The following is a 20,279-nucleotide window of genomic DNA, read 5'->3' on the forward strand; positions in this document are numbered from 1 at the left end:
CCTATTACCTCTCTATTTACAATTCCTCATTCCATTTAGTATCAAAGCCCACCTTAACGCTTCCCATGGCCTTTAGATGCTCAGGTAGTTCTTCCTCTTGTTTTACATTCAAAACGTACCAACTACTAGTATTTATAAATAGATTGTCGGGCTTTTCCTCGGATTTCTCTAACAAGTATTTCTTTATTGCTTCTTCATTTAAATCTACGGCATCATCTAAAATACTTACTAGCTTTGGATCTAGCTTTAGTTCAATTTCAAGTACCTTCTCCTTATCAAAGTTATCCTTAAAATTTTTCCCTATAACTTCTCTATATAAATTGAACATTTCATTTTCATATACGTAATTATAAGTATCGTAATCTACCGAAATAGTAAGTCGTATTTCTTCATTTTTTACCTTTATCTTTAAAATTGTGGATTCTAGTCTTTTAGAAAATTCATCGGTCCAAGTCAAAATCATAATATTGATGCGCCTCCTCCTAAAGCTTTTAGCTTATCTTTAGCACCTTTGGCCTTTGCCATATCTCTTAGATTTTGCATATCATCACCTGTAGTCCAGCTTGCAAGTCTTCTAGAACGTTCTAGTTCAATTCCGACGATCTCAGCATCAAGCTCAAGTGATTTCTTTGAGTTCAAGGCCACAGTAAGCTTACCTAATGATCCCGGCTCCCACTCATACTCTATAGCTAGCTCCAATGCATTGGTAGCATCTGCTATGGCTATCTGCTGACCTAAGGCATCCTTACTATCGGCTATTTCCTTTATTTGTGATCCAAGATCAGTAGAAAATAGAGCAATCTCTCCACCAACTTTACCAGCATCATCGGATGTTGCTTTTATTTTTCTCAGCTTCTTTTCTTGATATGCTTGAACTACTTTTTTAATATTCTGCTCTAGGTTTTTCAAATGAAGTATCACATCATGTATTACCTTAACGGCCTTTTCACCACCACTGTTTCCAAAAATTCCTCCAGTGTTTTTAAGCGAGCCCGATAGCTTGAAGGCTACAGATTCAAACTTTGTTCCTCTAAAGTTGACTTCTGCTTCAATTCCACCTTCGATAAGGCCTCCACCAATTGCTCCTTCAAAGCTTAATTTTTCTACTACGTCCCCTTTGGATTTTTGTCCTCCAAACTTATATGCTTCTATTTTTCCAAGCCGTCCTTTACCCTTTCCATCTTCAAAACTTGTTTTAGAGTATTCTCTACCCACCATTCCTGTAAAGGTCATTTCTCCTCCGAGACCCTTAGACATATCTCCAAGCTCCACGCCTAGAGAAGCATCCACTCCTATGGTAGCAGAATTCGCTCCAGCACCGGCTCCTGCCCCTGCACCATCTCCAAATAGTTTGGTCTCCATGGTAGCACCATATGCCTCTGCTTCATTATGCTTTCCTTCTCCTGATTTTCCTCCCATTCCCCAGATTGCATTGGTAACCTGATGAGGGAAAATCTTTGATTCCCTAGCTTGTCTATACATCATATATGATAGAAGCATAGCTAAGTCTTCCGATGACTTCCCTTTTATCTCCATAAAACCACCTAGTTCTCCGTGAAGCTTTGCGATACCAGCAGTACCCCCAGCACCAACGGCAACTCTAAACTTAGCGGTTACATAATCATCATCGTCTTTTTCTGCTTCTCCAGAGAGCTTCAACGAAACGTATGCTCCAGAATCCGCAATAGGTATTCTTATAATCCCAGAGGCTGATACACTGTCTCCAGCATGTGGGACTAAGGCTACTATGGGTTTTGTAAATACTAATAAACCTTTATTTACATTTGGAGCTACTATTTCATTTGTCTCGATGCTATTCTTTATTTTACCGGTCATATCATTTAAAGCCGTAGTTCCTTCTTGTTTTGCTTTGTCTTCATCCTGTTCAAATATATATTCGTTGACTGCTTTATAATCATCCTTCTGTACACCATCAAAATTAGCCCTATTGTCTTCTATTTTTCCACCCAGCATATTAATTACAGTTTCTCTTCGTGACTCTATCTTCTTCTGGGCTTCCTCAATTATGGCTTTATTCATGGAATTAAAGACCTTTATACCAATAGATTTAGATTTATTTAGGGTTGTTTCCCTTGCCTTTGTTAATGCTATATTTGCAGACCAAGCTTCCGGCATACCTTTTTTACGTTTAGAATATGCCTTTGTAAAGGTTTCTTTATATAGATTTACAAGTTCCTTTCTTATCTTTCCATCAAATTCATTTTCATACTGCCCTGTCATAGAGTCACAAATGTCGTTGCTCTCCTTTTCAAGCCTATCTACTACGCTTTGCTTCATATCCTTATATAGGGTAGTTTTTAATAGAATACTTTTCCTATCGAGATCGTCACTTATGTTTTCCTTTGCTTGGTTTCTTTCCTCATCGGAAGCAAAATTGCTGCTTTGATCTATTTCGTTATTCTTCTCCGTTATGTAATTGTCTTTCTTATCATTTACATGTTCTCTAGCCCAATCCCTTGCCTTTTCCTTAAGAAAAATTCTAAGATCGTATCCCACAGCATCTGATTTATGCTTACCTATTAGGCCTCCCATATAGCCAAAATTTCTTTTTGCCATATCACCTACGTTTGACCTCAACTTGTCATTACATGCTGTTTTTGCCGTATTTATAGAGTCTACCAGCCTTTTAAGTATATCCTCTTCATTCAAATATTTACTTGTCTTAGCTGCACCTGCAATGGACATACCTGGCTGTAATGCTGCCATCATAGCTTGGTTCCCTAGATTTCCTTGCATACTACTATTATTAGTTTGTGTTTGCGCATTATTTTGCAGAGTGTTAGAACTCTGAGTTTGTCCTTGATTCTTTTTCTTATCTTCTTTTTGAGATGTAGGCATAGTCTACCTCCTATCAAAATAATCTATGGAACCATAGTTTGCATTTGAGTTGGTTGAACTATTTGAATTACGCCTCCCCACATGCACATTAGCTTTGAACTATTATTTAAGGCTGGATTACCTCCGATTAAAACAGTTGGACATCCCGGTGCCCATGGTGCGGCAATATTTGGTATACATGGCATTGGTGTTAAAACCCCTAAAGCTGCTGCAGTAGCCGAAGCCACCGTAGGATTTGATATTGAGTTGCACATTCCAAAGGGTAGTATATTTACCATTGGTTTATTGTCCATAATTGTAGCAGCTGGTGTTGTAGCCATAACCTTATTCGTAGGAAGTACCATCAATGAAGATGGTGCCACTCCAAAGCTGCATTGGAGCATAGCTCCATTCGTTACCAAGAATCCCATAGGTATAATCCCCTTTATTTTCTGTCTATAGCCTTTAGAAGTATTTCCTTCTGTTTTCTTATATTACCATTATGCTTAAATAACTCGTTTAAGCTGCACCCCGATGATATAAGAAAATTTTGTGCCTTCATAAAGGCTTCTATTGCATCTTCATTATTATCGTAGCTAGGCAGCATCCTTATCATATGTATGATAGATTCTACTTCACTACGTTTCTTTTTCTCATCCTGGCCGATTAGTTTATCTCCTAGTTTTATCTCTTCCTTCTTCTTATCCAATCTTGGATCATAGGATTTTAAAAAATTTGACATTTGTATTAAGCCCTTTAAATTATTGTTTATCGACGAATATCTGAGGTTTGGCTTTGAAGAGTTATTATGATCAACAGTAAGTCTACCGCTCTTTACTGCATCATAGCTTGCTAAAGTATTTTTATATGATAGCTTTTTAAAATCCTGTATTTCTTTTTTTGTCTCCATGGCTTCATTATCCGGTATATCATCATTTGTTGTGATTTCGCCTATGCTTATTTTATTTACTAGATTATCTTCTCTTAATTCTAAATCTCCAATTTCCCTTAGAAAAATTAGTGCCTGTTTATTACCAATTTTATTTTGAAGCTTATCTATATTATCTGGCGTAACAGTTCGTAGATTTAAATTTTGCTGCTTTAGATAATTTTTGTTTTTTCTTTTATTTTTCTTCCCATCGAGTTCATTTTTAAATTTTAACCGCTTTTTAGGTTTATATAGATACATACAATCAACCCTTTAGAGTTCTATACTCTGATTCCATTTCTCATCTGTTCCATTACGATAACATTCATCACTTTGATAAAAGTATACTCTTGAAGCATTATCTTCGATATTCTTTTCTAATATCTTTACAAATCCAGATCGAGCATCATAAAATTTGCCCATCGCATACTCTTCAATTGATTTTTCAAACAAACTCTTTGTCTCTTCTTTTAATTTCTTTTGCTCTTCTTTATCAGCATCATAGATGTCATAAAGCTGTACAATATCTCGACCATTAGCAATGCTTATTTTCCCTAATTTTCTATAACTAAAATTAACTTTTTTGATATCATTGATTACTTCCTCTGTGACAATAATATTAGACCATAATGCTGAAGCTTTATCTCTTATCACTCCTACTAAATTTGCATGGTCCGATACCAAACTACTTTGTAGTCGTCTCTCTTCACCTATTATCCCTACAAGTACCGGTCCTTTATGAATAGCTATTCGTATATCTGCTAAAGGCAGCTTGCTTTTCTTTGACAGGTTGTATTTATTAACTTCTTTAATTATTTCCTTTGCTGCTTTAATAGCATGTTTGCTGCTTTTAGGAAAAATAGCTATGACACCCTTGTCCAGATACTTTTCTATTACGCCTTTATTCTTCCTTATTATAGGTCCTACTATTTCCAGGTACTCGTTTATAAATTGAAAACTGTCTTCCGTACTTGTTTTCTTTGAAATTTGGTAGAAGTCCTCAATACCAGCGCTTAAAATACACATATTAAATCTTTTATGCTCTCCTAATTCAATCTCATCTACGGATTCCTTATTAAGGAGCTGCAAAATTTCTTGAGGTACAAACCTATAGTATGACTTGCTTAATACCTGAATATTTGAAATATGTTTTTTTATGTTTGAAGTCATAATATTAAAAGTATCTGATAGGTCTTCGATTTCATCCTTGCTGTGTACCTTGACCTGAATATCTAAATTTCCATCTGCCACTTCTTTTACATTCTTCGTAAGTTTTTGTAGTGGTTTTAATATAATGCTAGTTGTCAATATTATTGCAAATACAACTGCTAAGGTTATAGTTAGTATTCTAATGATACTTGTCGTAAACATTTTCATGTCTACCCCTCGTCTATATCCCTCATAGTTCATTCCAACTTGGCAAATCCCTACTAATTCTCTTTTACTATTATAAATTGGCTTCATAGTGAAAATGTATCTTTCACCTGTTCCTACGGCGTTTACTATTTCACCTTTAGATGCAGCTCTAAAATACTCATTGTCTCCCCTTGCAAACCTTGGATAAAATAGTTTAAACTTGTTTTCAGTGTCAAATATTTTGTAAACGTTTCCATTCTTTACTTTATCAATGACTATATACATACCTTTTATATCATCATGTTCTTCAACATCTGTCAGTTTAGTTAAGTTATAAATTTCATTATAAACATCTTTATTAATATCTTCGTAAACATCTAGTGAATCGATTAAATCTCCTAAATAGTAAGGAGAATTAGTTCTGTTTTCAATAAGCTCAAGTTTTTCATCGATTATGTGATTGAATTGATAATATTTCCCGCCTTTTATTTCGTCGGAAAATTCTTCAAATCCGATAAAGATCGTATTGAGCACAAATACCAACATCCCAATTAGAATTATTGGTATCAGAACAATCAGTTGTTTAAAAACAATATATATCTTTCTTTGTAATATATATGTATATATGAATCTTATTAAATAAAGTATTAGACCTATTATTGCTAAATATCCCAAAAGCACTAATATTTTTTTTCTGATTAATGCATCAGAAAACTTGATATCTTTGCTTACATTTTCAATAGTATTTTTTGATATTACTTCTTTTACATCGGCCGCTGTGGACGCGACAGAAGTAAAACCTACGCCATTATATTTTTCTATCTGGGCACCATCATCATTTAATAATTCGATGTTGACATTTTCTCCTTCATCAAAGAAAATACTTCCTATGACTTTCTTTTCTTTTAAATACTCCTTTATATATACAACTTTTTTATTCTTATCTATTAAACCAAATTTTGAATCCTTAGTTGCAAAGTATATCTTTCCCGGACTCGTTCCTATCAGGTCAATGAATTCAAACTCTTCTTCATTTCTTTCTAGTTGTAATTCTCTATTTAGTGATTTGTCATATGAGTATAGATGTAGTTTCTCATTTGCTTGATAGAAAAAGTAAACTTTATTGTTCTCATATTGAAGATTTTCTATCAACCCATTTACATAGGTACCCTCTGGGTATTCTAAATCACTATAATTTTTCCTGAAAATATCTGTTATATAATGTCCTGCATTAGAAAATATGCTTATTCCTTCCAATTCTACCTTCAGGTTATACGGATCATATTTCACCCACTGTACAAACACATTCCCTTTGTTATCAGGTATTGCATCTACAATTGATCCCTTACCTTCATCCCAATTTAATAATGTTACAATCTCATCCTTATCATCCACCTTAACAACATAGTTCTGTGAAGTGTCTATATAAAAGGTTTTACTCTGATCTTTTCCTTTTTTTATAGTCTTATTGAAAACATTTATCATGCTTATGTTAGTTTTATTTAATTTTGCATGGTAAAAGGTACCGTCTTCGCTATCTTTGGAAAGGGGGGTGATTTCTATATTTTTATTTTCAATCTCTTCTATAGGATATGACTTTAAAGATAAGGGTTCATTTAAGAAATAATTATACTCCCACAAAAAGTATATTGAAATTGATATCATTACTATTAATATAGCAAGAAAAACAAGGTATTTTTTCATACTACACTCTCCCTAAAACAAAATCTTTAAACGTGTTTTTCTATTAAATTTTTCACTTTATTCTAAATAATTCCTAATACAACTAATATTTTTTATATTATACTATAATTAGCGGTAATTCTAAAATTTTTGACAATTTCTTTCATTTGCATTTGCTTTGACTCTAATTATTCATGAAATTTTCAAAATTACTTGCACCATTTCAACCTTTTCATGAATAATACGAGTTTAAATTGTTGAATAAGCTAATATTTTGTTGTATTATTTTTGTATATGGAAAAAATGAACATTTTATAATTGTTGTACATTATATCATGTTGTCGAAAAAAATGGAAGTATCAAGAAAAAATAGCATTTATTTTGAATTGGAGACAGTTAACTATGATTAATAAGCTATTTGTTCAATTACAAATAATTTTTAATATGATTTTTAGGCCCGTTAGTCGAAAAGTATATGTAGTTATTCGAAGAATTACTAGAGCCCCTTATGTCCTAAGCAGAAATTTGGCTCTTAAGGTTGTTGCCTTAACAAGAAAAAGAGAGACCTCTCTTAAAGACTATATTAGAATTGGTAACAATTATTATTTATCTAAAAAGCTTCTTTTGATATTTTCTTTGTTGCTAATTGCTGCAGTAATCTTTGGGTATAAATTCTATAATTCCTATTTTGTCAAGTATCAAGTCTTTTACGAAACTGAAGACATTGATTATAGCGGTAATGTAAAAATATATGACAATAAAAAGGATAAGAATCTAATATATGCTGGAAGCATTGAAAGTTCACTGTATACTGGTGAAGGTCAGTTATATTACCCTAATGGTACTTTGAAGTATAAAGGCACCTTTAAAAATAGCGAATTCGACGGTTCTGGTACCTTTTACCATGAAGATGGAGCCCCTTTATACAAAGGTGATTTTTCTAATGGTGAATATAATGGTACAGGAAAAGAATTTTATACAGATGAAATTTTGAAGTATCAGGGTGATTTTTCTAATGGCATATATAGCGGAGAAGGTATTCTATACGATGAATATAGCAAGGTAGTTTATCAGGGAGGCTTTTCAAATGGCGAGTTCGATGGTTTAGGTAAAAAGTTCTTTTCTGATGGAAGTGTTGAATCCCTTGGCAATTTCTCAAATGGTCTATTAAATGGTTCAGCTAAGGTATTCTATTCAAATGGAAACGTAAAGTACGATGGGAATTTTGTAAACGGTATATACAATGGAGATGGAAAACTGTACTCAATAGATGCTATACTTCTTTATAGCGGCCTCTTTAAGGATGGGCTATACCATGGAGAAGGTGAGTTCTTTAACGAGGATGGTAGTCTACTATTCTCTGGCACCTTTAGTAATAATAACTTAAATGGTCCTGGCACAGAGTATTATAAAAATGGCACTGTAAAATATGAAGGTGAATTTAAGGACGATAGATACAACGGAAGTGGTATTTTGTATTCTGAGGATTCTGAAGGCTTAAAAATATATGAAGGTCAGTTTAAAAACAATCTGTTTTCCGGCGATGGGATTTTATATTATGAAAATGAAAGCAATACAATAAAGTACGATGGAAATTTCTTAGAAAATGAATTTAGCGGTATAGGAACCTTATATGATACAAATGAAACAATTGTATACAAAGGATATTTCAAAAATGATTCTCCCTATCCTCAGGGCTTCGTTGGTAAGAATGAAGATAAAGTAAAAGAAATCCTCGGTGATCCTGATAACTCGGTTAGCGAAGAAGAAGTAGATAGCTATGATCTTATATTCAGTAATTATAACCTATCACTTAGTATTCTTAATGGTAAGGTTAGATCTGTGAAGGTAACATCAGATCTTAGTGATTATCAATGACATAAATCTATAGTGTCAGATCTAATTATCAGTAAGACTTACACCAATAGCCCTTGATAAGACTATTTATAAATTATCAGGGGTATTTTTTTCTAGGTTTCGAATACATATACAAATCCCGGATAAATAATAGAAATAGGTGGTTAAATGAAAAAAAACGTCGGAATAATCATATCAATTGTAATTTCTCTTATTATCTCATTGGGTACAAGCTTTGCCTTTCAGAGTATAGATATTCAAAATGATCTCATGACCCCATCCTTAAATGAAGGTAAAAAATGGAGAATAGGGTATTGTGAAAGTGAACCCTATGTAAACTTCGCTGGTACATTATACGGCATAATTATAGGGCTTGAGGACTTGGGTTGGATTGAAGGAGTCAAAGATATTCCCTATGAAAGTGGACAAAGTAATAGCTTAGTAATGTGGAAGTGGCTGAGCTCCCAAGACTTAAGCCCCTACATCGAATTTGTTGATGATGGATACTATTCTTTAGGGCTTAGTGAAGATGGTACGGATCAACAGATCAATAATAGGCTTAAAACGAGAAATGATATAGACCTTATGATAGTCATGGGTACAAATGCTGGAAAAGCTATAGCAGACGGCGAGCATAGTGTTCCTACAATGGTATTTTCATCAAGTAATGCCGTTAAATCTGGAATAATAAAATCTGAAAATGATTCTGGTAAGAACCATCTTTGGGCTCATATGGATACAGAGAGATACATAAGGCAGATTAAGGTTTTTCATGATATTTTCGATTTTAAAAAGTTAGGTATGGTTTACGAAGACTCTTTAGCAGGTAGAACATTTGCAGCCGTTGACGATGTACAAGAAATAGCTAGTGAAAAAGACTTTGAAGTTATCAGTTATTTCGTAGATGAACCAAAATCCCAAGAGGATTTAGAAGATTATTATGGAAAAGTTATAGATGCGAACAAAAAGTTATCGAGTAAAGTAGATTCAGTATATTTTACTGCTGCTGCCTTTAGAGAGGTAGAGAAAGTACCACAGCTTCTAGAGCCATTTTACGACAATAACATACCCGTATTTTCTCAATCAGGATCTATAGAAGTGGAAAATGGTGCATTAGTGAGCTTGTATAGGAGTGATTACAACGGTATAGGTATATTTGGTGCCACTAATATCTCAAAGGTCTTAAATGGAACACTGCCTAGGGAATTGCCTCAAATTTACGGAGATACTCCTAATATTGTGATCAATATGGAGGTCGCAGATATGATTGAATATAAAGTCCCCTTTGAAATACTCTTAAGTGCAGATAAGATATTCAACTCAATCGGCGTTAACAATCTGGAGGAATAAGATCATGCTTAGAAAGACTAATATAATATTTATACTATCTGCTATTATACTGCTCATAGTCGTATTGGGTTTTACAGGCGAGCTTAATATCCTTGCCTTCGAAAAAAATTATACTGAATTACTTATATCTAATTATGCAGTTTTGGGTAATCAGACCGTTGATAAAATTCAGTATTCTCTAAAGTATGGAAAACCGTTAGACAACTTCTATGGAATGACAGAATTGTTAAAGCGTAATGAAGATCAATCTTTAGACATCGAAAATATTCGCATAATCTTGTCTAACGGAGAAATTATTTATGATTATAGTGGTCAGATTTCAGATAAAACTCTTGATAGCACTCTCTTTGAAGAAATTGATTTCAATACATCAACACAGCAATATATCTCCTCATTACACAACGAAAAATATCATATCTTTTTACCTATAAGAGACAGTGAAAATGTTTTTATTGCCAGTATGGATATTGTATTTGACAAAAAAATAGTCGAGTCTAAATATAGTGAGTACTCAAGTAGACTAATCAATTATCTTATTTATCTTGTTATTTTAGCTGCAGCTATATTAGTTGTATTTAATAGAAAAATATTCGTTATAGAGAATGGTAAAATAAATAAAAAAGTTCTTTTGACATCTCTGATAATTCTTTTAGGTTGTATTCAAATATTCTATGGACTTATCAACTATGTTATATTTAAAGACGCTTACTCTCAGCTAGCAAATGAAAATGCTAACTTTATAACTACCATAGTGAAAAAAGATTTAGAAAGTGTTATTTCTAAGGGAGTAAGCTACGATAAGTTGCATAATCTAGAAGACTATCTTGAAAAGATCCTTGAGAATACTGTCGATATTGATGGTATCTACCTTAGTTCAGATAATAAAAGGTTGTATAGTTATTCAAAGGAATATTCAGAGCATAATTCCTTAAGTCACTGGACTTATTCTTTACCTCTTAAAAGCGACTATAAGGGCAATAGCGTAAGCCTTAGTACTGTTATTCACAAAACCAATATTAACAGTAAAATGAAAAATATAATACTTGATATGATAACAATGATTATTACTTCGTTCTTTTTTACAGTTGAACTCAGTCTTTTCCTACTAATGATTTTAAACAAGAAAATAGATTTGGATAACAATCACGACTGCAGGGTAAACACTAGAGCTATCCGTCCTTTAGCATTTATAGTTTTTACCGCTATTTTCATGTCAACATCTTTCATACCCGTTGTTATGAAAGATCTATATACGCCGATTATAGGGTTATCTAAGGACATGGTTTTAGGGTTACCTATTTCATTCAACTTTCTTTGTTGTGGTATAGCAACAGTTTTAGCTGGATATACGATTGAAAACAAAGGTTGGAAACCTGTATTTTTATTTGGAATAATACTATTGGCTTTTGGTACATTTCTATCGGGTATTTCTAAAGGTGCTGTTCTATTTATTTTGGCTAGAGGAATTGTAGGTGTAGGATATGGATTCTCATTTATGGCTATGCGAGGATTTGTAATCAGTGAACCTTCAAATAAAAGCGAAGGCTTTGCTTCTCTAAATTCTGGTATAAATTCCGGTATAAACTGCGGAGTAGTAATTGGAGCTATGTTAGTTGATCGAATAGGTTACAGTAACGTTTTCTTTGTAACGGTTGGAATCGTTGTTTTAGGCGGAATAGTTTCGATAACATATAATAATCGATTAATAAGAAGTGTTGCTAAAAACAAAACGGTTAGTTTAGTTGGATTTTTAACTAATAAAGGAATTGTATCTTTATTCCTTTTTATAGTTATCCCAACGGCTATATGTAATATATTTTTAAATTATTATACTCCTTTGTATATGCAAAGTGCAGGACTCTCTATTTCAAATGTTAGTAGAGCCTTCTTACTAAATTGTCTATGTGTTATTTATTTAGGCCCAATACTCAGCAACTACTTCACCAAGCACTTTGATCATAAAAAGACTATTGCTCTTTCTAGTATAATTTTTGCTGGGGCTTTATTTACATTTGTTGTATTTGGAAACCTCTATGGTATTTATATAACTGCCGTTCTACTGGGTATCGCCGATAGCTTTGGCCCAATTTCCCATACAAATTACCTATTAGATTTAAATGTTACTAAAAGAATAGGTGAAGGTAAAGCACTAGGATACTTTAGCAATGTTAAGAAGATCGGACAAATGTTGGGGCCTATGATTTTTGCTCTTGTTGCACCCTTTGGTACAAGTGGAGTAGGAATTGTTGGAGTAATAATGGTGGCAGGTCTGCTAATATTTTTAGCAATAACAAAGATAGGTTCTAACAAAAAGGGGAAGACGTATGGATAAAATACTTAAAAGTATACAGGTACAAAATAATAAGGACAGCAATTACTATACATGTAACATCACCCAGCTAAATTTAGGTCATCTTAATAATATAGTTGAGTTTGAAAGGTTTGTTATAGGTAATTTAATAGATAAAAACTTCTGTCTTCCGTCCTCCAAGGAGGATTGGATGCGAATGCTAGGTAATGAAGGTATTGTGTTAGGTAGCTTTGTGAACAAAGAGCTTATCGGAGTCAGATCAATCCTATTTCCATATCAAGAGGATGATAACCTCGGAAGATATATCAGCTTGTCTGAAGCTGATCTCAATAGACTATTCCATTTAGAGTTAACTAGTATTCATCCAGATTATGTAGGAAACGATCTTCAAAAGAAAATGACTAAACTGGCACTTAGCATGATGAATATATCTGAAACCTGGAAACATGTAATGCTCACTATTTACCCCTACAATTTTTCTAGCCTCAAAAATATATTTGATTTTTCTATAATCGTTGTAAAGCTAAAAAAGATCTATAATGGTACATGGAGGTATATATTGTATCAGAACCTTCATACTCCTATTCTTATAGATAAGGAAAATAGCATTAAAGTTTTGAGTAATGACATTGAGAAACAAATAGAATTGCTAGATAAGGGATACTATGGTTTTTCTTTATCCAGAGATAAGGGCAAGCAGTATATATTGTACGGAAAGGAAAAATAATGAGCTGAACTCATAAGATGTTTTTATGAGACAGCCCATTATTTTTAATACTATATTCTTTTATTTTAGTAACTCATCCAATCTGTTTTTATCAAATCCCTGAATTACTTCATCATCTACATTAATAATCGGTACTCCCATAAAACCTTTAGACATTAATTCTTTTCTAGCACTTGCATCTCTAGATACATTTCTTTCTTCAAATGCTACTCCAAGTTCTTCTAAGTAATCCTTTGCTAAATGGCAATACCCACATGTATCACTAGTAAATATAGTAACTTTTTTACTCATCTATATTCCCTCCAATTACAAATAATTAATATTGAAATCTATTATGCTTACAAAAATCTTATTTTTTTACGCTGCCCCTTCTCTAACTATATCCTTTGCATCGTTTTTTTCTTTTTTCTCTTTATCTTTTTTGTCCTTTGCATTCTTAATAAGCCCAGTTGCGTATCCCATAGGGCACACTTGACACCAAGTTCTAGGTTTGAATATTACTCCCATTACAATACCTAAGGCTAATGAAGCAGTCATTAGTCTGAAAACTGCAAAGGCTATTCTTGTAAGGCTAGGACCTGCATGGATTAAGGAAATTGTAAACATTGTCATCATTAATATTAGTAATCCATTTTTAATGGTTTTTCCTTTAAATTTCTTTGGCAAATTGTTTTGTAGACTTACGTTTTTTAAAAAATTGCCAAGTAAAGAACCCCTTGGGCAATAATGTGAACAATGAATCTTTCCTCTCCCCCTGATCGCATGATACATTGGTACTGTCATACATATAAAACCTAAAACCCCAAATCTAATATCTATTATAGAAAGTAGTATGAATAGTATCATAAAAATCCATGACCACTTCATATGTGACTTTGCTTTTGCCATCTCTATTCCCTCCTAATTCATTTCAACATTTTGGCTAGGTCTAGTTCTGCATTCTTTGTTTTAGTCAGCTTTATTTAACAGCTTGAACCCCCATAGCTTGCACGAACCTTAAATCCTTTACTTAACCAACCTGTTGAGTAATCAACTTCAAATCCACCATATTTCTTTATTATTTCATCTTCAACAACGTAGTTTATTCCTTCATCTTTAACAGCATAATCATTGTCTTTTTGCTCATCCAGAGCAATACTAAAGTTAGGTCCACCTCATCCAAAGCCTGCCACATATATCCTTACAACAGGTTCCATTATGTCTTTATCTTCTAAGGTTTTCTTAATCATATCTTTAGCTTCCTTAGTCACTTTTATATTCATAAATTAATCCCTCCTATATTTATATATTATCCAAATTTATAACTTTCAATCACCCGTATACCCCCGGTAGGTATTTTTATTATAATATATTATTTTTCCCATGTCAACACATCTGCATGTACTTCTTTTAAATTTTGGCTCTGTTTAAGAATAATGTTGAAAATGGATATTTTCTGAGTAATTAGGTATAATAAGACTGTACAAAAGATAACGGAGGTCTTGGTATGCCTAGTGTAGAATCAGTAATAAAAGACCTAAAGACTTTAGGAGCAACAGGTCAAGAAGAAGTATTAAATTATCTTGAAGAAGTAATTGTATTAGGCTCATTCGTTACTGAAGTTACAGATGAGGTTAAGGAAAATAGATTTTCAAGGGGAAAAGTATGTCCTCACTGTGACCATGATGAAGTATCAAGAAATGGCAAGTTTAATGGTAAACAAAGATATATCTGCAAGTCTTGTAGAAAAACTTTTAATGATTTTACGCACTCACCAAGATACAATAGTAAAAAAGACACAAGGAAATGGATATTATATTCAAAATGTATGATAAATGGCTACTCTATTAGGAAATGTGCAGAAATAGTTGGTATTAGTGTGCCTACATCATTCTTTTGGAGGCATAAAATCATAGATGCAATTAGAGCTTTTATGGGTATGGGAAGCGTAGGTGGAGTTGTAGAAGTTGATGAAACATTTTTCAGAGAGTCCTTTAAAGGAAATCATAAAAAAAGCAAAATTTTTACCATGCCAAGAAAATCACGCAAGAGAGGGGCAAAGGGTAGCAAAAGTAGTAAAGGTCAGAAGAGAAAAAGAGGCATATCAAATGAACAAGTTTGTGTATTATGTGCTATGGATAGAGTTGGGAATATAATGACGGAACTCATATGTAAAGGCAGGATGAAGCATACAGATATAGAAAGGTTCTTTAAGGATAGGATTGATGGAGATTCTATTTTCTGTACTGACTCACATAAGAGTTATATTAAGTTTGCACAAAATTCAGGCGTTGAACTAAAACAGATTAAGCGTGGAAGACATAAAGAAGGTGTATATCATATACAACACATCAACTCATATCATAGTAAACTCAAGAAGTGGATGGACAGATTTAATGGTGTCGCTACTAAGTATCTTTCAAATTATATGTATTGGTTTAAATGGCTTCAATTCTTTGATACAGAGAAAGATACTATCAAGAGTAAACATCTTATTGTACAGTCACACACTTCTCATTGTGATACAAAACTAAAAGATTTTAAAATCAGGAAAACAATATTTGCATAATAAACTGGGACAATAACATAAAGACACACTTATATGAAAATATGCAATAAGCGAAAGAGGTGTTAACGTTGAATAATTTACCTAATTCAGTAAATATACAATTTGATAAAGTGGCAGAAGAGTATGACTTTGTAAGTGAATTGTTTAATAATAATGATTTTTTCATTTCTAATATGTCATCTCAAAGGGGTATGGCATTAGATATTGGATGTGGTTCAGGAATACTAACGACTGAACTGTCTAAATACTATAATAAAGTCATAGGAATTGATATTTCAGACAATATGCTGAAATTAGCACAATTTAAAAGGCAAAAATCTAATATCAATTATATACATATGGATGCACATTCAATGGACTTTAATACAAAATTTGATTTTATTGTAAGTAGAACCACTTTTCATCATATTATAGATGTTCCAAGCGTATTAAATAGAGCAAAACAACTGTTAGCACCAAGTGGAAAAATGGTAATACTTGATAATGTTTCAGAAGTTGAAACACCTGCAAGATATGTATATGTTATAGGTGCATTATTAGACTTTATCCCAAATTGCTTTAAATACAATACAGATACAGCAATAAGAGTTTTCAAACACAGTACATCAAAATATTGGTTAGAACATTTAGCATCGGATAAGTATTTATCGGAACAAAAATATAAAGAAATTTATGGACAGTATTTACCTAATTGTGTTTTTATAAAAAAGGGATATTTTATGGGTATCATATGGGAAAATAAATAAGTAAGAGATATATGATTAAGAAGCTATTACCCATTATTCTTAAAATACTACATAATGGAACCTTAATATTAAGGTTCCATTATAAAACTTAAATATCAACATTATTCTTAAACAGAGCCTAAATTTTTTGTAGCTTTTTTCCATAAAAGTTTGCAAAATAAAAGGGGTGTCTCAGAATGACGAATTTCTGTGTTATTTGAAATTCATTCTGAAACACCCTGGTGCTGTACTCACAAGATTCCTTTATGAAACAGCTACTCATACTGTTAATAATAGAATAGTTTTATTTAAATATTATAATTTTTTAGAGAATACAGCTAGTAAAGCAATAATACCTATACCAGTTAACATAAGCGGCCCATTACCACCTTGAAATTCAGTGGCAATAGCATTGATTGCAACTATTGCTATTGTTATAGGAATTACAAACTTAACTAAAGCGTACCACATCTCAAATATACCAAATTTAATAGCTCCATTATTCGTAATTTCTTCAAATAATTCGTCCTTCTTAAGTCTCCAACCTGCGAAGATACACAATAACATACCTCCGATAGCCAAGAATATCTTATCAGTCAATAGGTCAAATACATCAAATGCGCCCTTTCCAAATAGCTTTGGCCCAATACCTCCAAGAGAAACAGATGCAAAGATACATAATATACCCATAACTATTGAAGCTGATACAACGGCTTTAACCCTTGAGAATTTCTTCTCATCCATTAGGTATGAAACAACAACTTCAAGTAATGATACTGAAGAAGTTAATGCAGCAACAGTAAGTGCTATGAAGAATAATAGTGCAAATACAACGCCCATCATTCCACCCATTTTTGCAAATAATGTAGGAACAACAACGAATACCAACCCAGGTCCTACAGTCGGCTCCATACCAAATGAAAACATTGCTGGAAACATTGCAATACCTGCTAATATAGCAACAGCCGTATCCATAGTTGTTACTAGTGCAGCATTTTCAATAAGGTTCTCTTCTTTTGATAAATAAGACCCGTATGTGATCATACAACCCATACCAAGTGATAATGAGAAAAATGCCTGACCTAAAGCAGCAAGTACAACAGGACCATTTACCTTACTAAAATCTGGCTTAAATAAGAATTTCATACCTTCCATAGCATTAGGTAATGTTAATCCCCTTACAGCAATAAGTATAAGAATACCAAATAATAATGGCATTAATATCTTACCAGCTTTTTCAATACCAGAAGAAATACCTTTAGCAACAATAACAACATTTAATGCTAGGTATACAGCTACCCATCCAAGAGGCACTATAGGATTAGTAATAAATCCACCAAAAACATCTCCAATAGTATCAGCGTTATTTAATAAACCACCCATTACCTTAAATACATAAGCAAGAGCCCATCCTCCAACTACAGGATAGAATCCCATGATTAAAAATCCACTAAGTACACCTAATACACCTGCAAATGTCCAACGTCTGTCAACAGATTTATAAGCACCAACAGCCGCCAGTTGTTTTCTTCTACCTACTGCAAATTCTGTAAGCATAACACTAAAACCAATAAGTATAACAAAAGTTAAATAAATAAGTACAAATGCGCCACCTCCGTTATTACCGGCAGTGTAAGGAAATTTCCAGATGTTACCTAGACCAACAGCAGAACCAGCTGCAGCCATGATAAACCCTAGCTTAGATCCCCAATTTTCTCTTTTTTGCATAGGTTCCATAGTTCTCCTCCTTTTAATTTATATTTATTAGTCGATTTCTAAATACTATAATCTAGTAAATTCAATAATTTTAGAAATCGAAAAATACATTTTCACTCGTAATACTCTACATTATCCACATAGAATATTATCCTTATATAAGAATATTCTATGATACATTTTAAAATCCCTCTTTTTTTTAAGAATTATCATTATTTTTGAAATAGTCTGTCTAATATCAATTTTGCGTATCATTTAAAAATTCCAATATTTAATTTGAAATTTTAGCATAAATAGAGTGGGGATTCAATACTTTTTTGTAGTTATAATACATAAAAATTAATTATTATGTATTACTTTTCAATTACCTAACCGCTGTAAATTTGACTACGACTAAGTTAGCTCTATTTTTTTCATATTTATACATTTGTATGTGTAAATATAATGATTTAAAGTAAAATTAAAGTAACCTCCATCAAAAAATAAACCCGGATTATTCAAGAAAAATTGAAAATTACTTGCATCCTTTCAAACTTTTCATGAATAATCCGGGATAAAAAATAGAAAGTGATAAAATTATCACTTTCTAATGGCACAACTTAAACTAATTTATGCTTTGATATTAATTTTTCAGCTATCTTTATTCCGTCAACTGCTGCTGAGACTATCCCTCCTGCATAACCTGCGCCCTCACCTGCTGGATAAAGTCCATTAACATTTGCACTTTCAAGACTCTTACTCTCTCTTAATATCCTTATAGGTGATGAGCTTCTAGTCTCCACTCCAGTAATAATCGCGCTGTCCATTCCAAAACCCTTTAGTTTTCTATCCATGTTTACAATTGCTTCCTTCATTGCTTCAATAACATAGCTTGGCAAGCACTCTCCCATGTTAGTTAATTTAATTCCTGGTTCATAGGATGGTTTAACTTCACCGAGGCTCTTAGATTCTCTATCATCTAAGAAGTCTCCAACCAATTGTGCAGGAGCTATATATCCTCCTCCACCAAGATTGTATGCCTTTTCTTCCCATTTTCTTTGGAAGTGCATACCTGCTAAGGGGTGATCACCTTCAAAGTCCTCAGGTACAACCGATACTAACAATGCGCTATTAGCATTGGCTTTATCCCTTGCATGTTCACTCATTCCATTGGTTACTACTCTACCTTCTTCTGAAGCAGCTGCAACAACGGTTCCTCCCGGACACATACAGAATGTGTAAACTGACCTTCCATTTGCAGCATGATATGTAAGCCTATAGTCAGCGGCACCTAGTCTTTCATGATTTGCAAATTGCTTGTATTGGGCTTCATTTATAATTGGCTGTGGATGCTCTATCCTAACGCCTATTGCAAAGGGTTTTTGCACTATTTCTACACCTTTCTGGTGTAACATTTCAAAGGTATCCCTAGCACTATGCCCTATTGCCAATACAACTGCTTCACTATTAATTACTTCTTCATTGTTAATCTCTACTGCACATATTTTTTGCTCCTTAATTATTAAGCTAGTTACCTTTGAATTGAAGCGCACCTCTCCGCCTAGCTTTATAATTTCTTCCCTTAGATTTTTTACTACTGACTTCAAGATATCCGTTCCTACATGGGGTTTAAAGGAATACATTATATCTTCTGGAGCACCTGATTTTACTAATTCCCTCAGAACCTTTCTACATCTGGGGTCCTTTACTCTCGTTGTAAGTTTCCCATCGGAAAATGTTCCTGCTCCACCTTCTCCAAATTGCACATTTGACTCGGTATTTAATTTCCCCGACTTCCAAAACTTTTCTACGGTTTCACTTCTGTCTTCTACAGCCTCTCCTCGCTCTAAAATCAGAGGCTTATATCCCCTTTGGGCGAGAATCAATCCACAAAATAATCCTGCGGGTCCCATTCCAATAACTACAGGTCTACTTCCTAACTCTACATTTCCAGACTCAGGATACTTGTATTCCATATCAGGAGTTATAGTTACATTCTTATTCCTGACTTTTTTTAGAACGCGCTTTTCATTATCTACAGATACATCTACTGTATAAACAAACTCTATTTGGCCCTTTTTTCTAGCATCAATAGATTCTTTAAATATACTCATTTTTTTGATATTATTTGGTTTTATATTAAGTACTTTACTTGCTTTCTTTATTAACTTTTCAGTATTATCATCTATTCCTAATCGTAATTGAGAAATTCTTATCATATTATCGGCGCCATTCCTTCCACTTTATTTATATCGAAATTC

The 20,279-nt window shown here is 33.1% G+C and carries 15 protein-coding genes; 6 read left to right on the forward strand and 9 right to left on the reverse strand.

Going from position 1 to position 20,279, the window contains the following annotated elements; genetic code table 11:
* Positions 1–16: 16 nt before the first annotated feature.
* From R9X47_RS10935 to R9X47_RS10955, 5 genes are read right to left on the reverse strand one after another with little or no spacing between them, the layout of a single operon-like run.
* A complete protein-coding gene (locus R9X47_RS10935; RefSeq protein ID WP_432666851.1) occupies positions 17–463 on the reverse strand; it encodes a hypothetical protein in 447 nt (148 codons plus the stop codon).
* Complete coding sequence (locus R9X47_RS10940) at positions 460–2,859, reverse strand: hypothetical protein (protein WP_432666852.1); 2,400 nt, start codon at positions 2,857–2,859, stop codon at positions 460–462. The genes R9X47_RS10935 and R9X47_RS10940 overlap by 4 nt, the downstream gene beginning before the upstream one ends.
* 23 nt (positions 2,860–2,882) lie before the next feature.
* Complete coding sequence (locus R9X47_RS10945) at positions 2,883–3,269, reverse strand: DUF4280 domain-containing protein (protein ID WP_432666853.1); 387 nt, start codon at positions 3,267–3,269, stop codon at positions 2,883–2,885.
* A gap of 14 nt (positions 3,270–3,283) precedes the next feature.
* Positions 3,284–4,027 carry a hypothetical protein gene (locus R9X47_RS10950; protein WP_432666854.1) on the reverse strand — a complete coding sequence of 248 codons (744 nt, stop codon included), beginning with the start codon at positions 4,025–4,027 and terminating at the stop codon, positions 3,284–3,286.
* A 12-nt stretch (positions 4,028–4,039) separates the two neighbouring features.
* On the reverse strand, positions 4,040–6,826 hold the full coding sequence (locus R9X47_RS10955) for a HAMP domain-containing protein (RefSeq protein ID WP_432666855.1): 2,787 nt from the start codon (positions 6,824–6,826) through the stop codon (positions 4,040–4,042).
* A gap of 381 nt (positions 6,827–7,207) precedes the next feature.
* Between R9X47_RS10955 and R9X47_RS10960 the strand changes: the two genes are divergently transcribed.
* The 4 genes from R9X47_RS10960 (at position 7,208) to R9X47_RS10975 (ending at position 13,050) form a co-directional block, all read left to right on the forward strand.
* The gene (locus R9X47_RS10960; protein ID WP_432666856.1) at positions 7,208–8,683 is read left to right on the forward strand and encodes a hypothetical protein; all 1,476 of its coding nucleotides are present in this window, start codon (positions 7,208–7,210) and stop codon (positions 8,681–8,683) included.
* A 147-nt stretch (positions 8,684–8,830) separates the two neighbouring features.
* A complete protein-coding gene (locus tag R9X47_RS10965; RefSeq protein ID WP_432666857.1) occupies positions 8,831–10,012 on the forward strand; it encodes an ABC transporter substrate binding protein in 1,182 nt (393 codons plus the stop codon).
* Positions 10,013–10,016: 4 nt separating this feature from the next.
* Positions 10,017–12,344 (forward strand): MFS transporter, encoded by a 2,328-nt coding sequence (locus tag R9X47_RS10970; protein ID WP_432666858.1) that lies wholly within the window; start codon positions 10,017–10,019, stop codon positions 12,342–12,344.
* Positions 12,337–13,050: a hypothetical protein gene (locus R9X47_RS10975; RefSeq protein WP_432666859.1), complete on the forward strand. Its 714-nt coding sequence runs from the start codon at positions 12,337–12,339 to the stop codon at positions 13,048–13,050. Before R9X47_RS10970 ends, R9X47_RS10975 begins: the two co-directional genes overlap by 8 nt.
* 60 nt (positions 13,051–13,110) lie before the next feature.
* Here R9X47_RS10975 and R9X47_RS10980 read toward each other — a convergent pair whose 3' ends face one another.
* Positions 13,111–13,341, reverse strand: coding sequence for a glutaredoxin family protein (locus tag R9X47_RS10980; protein WP_432666860.1), 231 nt, complete (start codon positions 13,339–13,341; stop codon positions 13,111–13,113).
* A gap of 66 nt (positions 13,342–13,407) precedes the next feature.
* Positions 13,408–13,938 (reverse strand): 4Fe-4S binding protein, encoded by a 531-nt coding sequence (locus R9X47_RS10985; RefSeq protein WP_432666861.1) that lies wholly within the window; start codon positions 13,936–13,938, stop codon positions 13,408–13,410.
* A 598-nt stretch (positions 13,939–14,536) separates the two neighbouring features.
* On the opposite strand from R9X47_RS10985, the gene R9X47_RS10990 reads away from it, so the two are divergent.
* Together R9X47_RS10990 and R9X47_RS10995 are read left to right on the forward strand one after the other, a co-directional pair.
* Positions 14,537–15,598 (forward strand): IS1595 family transposase, encoded by a 1,062-nt coding sequence (locus tag R9X47_RS10990; protein WP_432666862.1) that lies wholly within the window; start codon positions 14,537–14,539, stop codon positions 15,596–15,598.
* Positions 15,599–15,666: 68 nt separating this feature from the next.
* Positions 15,667–16,344 carry a class I SAM-dependent methyltransferase gene (locus tag R9X47_RS10995; RefSeq protein ID WP_432666863.1) on the forward strand — a complete coding sequence of 226 codons (678 nt, stop codon included), beginning with the start codon at positions 15,667–15,669 and terminating at the stop codon, positions 16,342–16,344.
* Between the two features lie 294 nt (positions 16,345–16,638).
* On the opposite strand, the gene R9X47_RS11000 is transcribed toward R9X47_RS10995, so the two are convergent.
* Together R9X47_RS11000 and R9X47_RS11005 are read right to left on the reverse strand one after the other, a co-directional pair.
* Positions 16,639–18,060, reverse strand: coding sequence for a sodium-dependent transporter (locus tag R9X47_RS11000; protein WP_432666864.1), 1,422 nt, complete (start codon positions 18,058–18,060; stop codon positions 16,639–16,641).
* Positions 18,061–18,638: 578 nt separating this feature from the next.
* Entirely contained in the window at positions 18,639–20,237 is a 1,599-nt protein-coding gene (locus tag R9X47_RS11005; RefSeq protein ID WP_432666865.1) for an NAD(P)/FAD-dependent oxidoreductase, read from the reverse strand.
* Between the last annotated feature and the right edge of the window lie 42 nt (positions 20,238–20,279).

Origin of the sequence: Wukongibacter baidiensis (assembly GCF_050888315.1) — a bacterium.
Lineage (GTDB): Bacteria > Bacillota > Clostridia > Peptostreptococcales > Caminicellaceae > Wukongibacter > Wukongibacter baidiensis.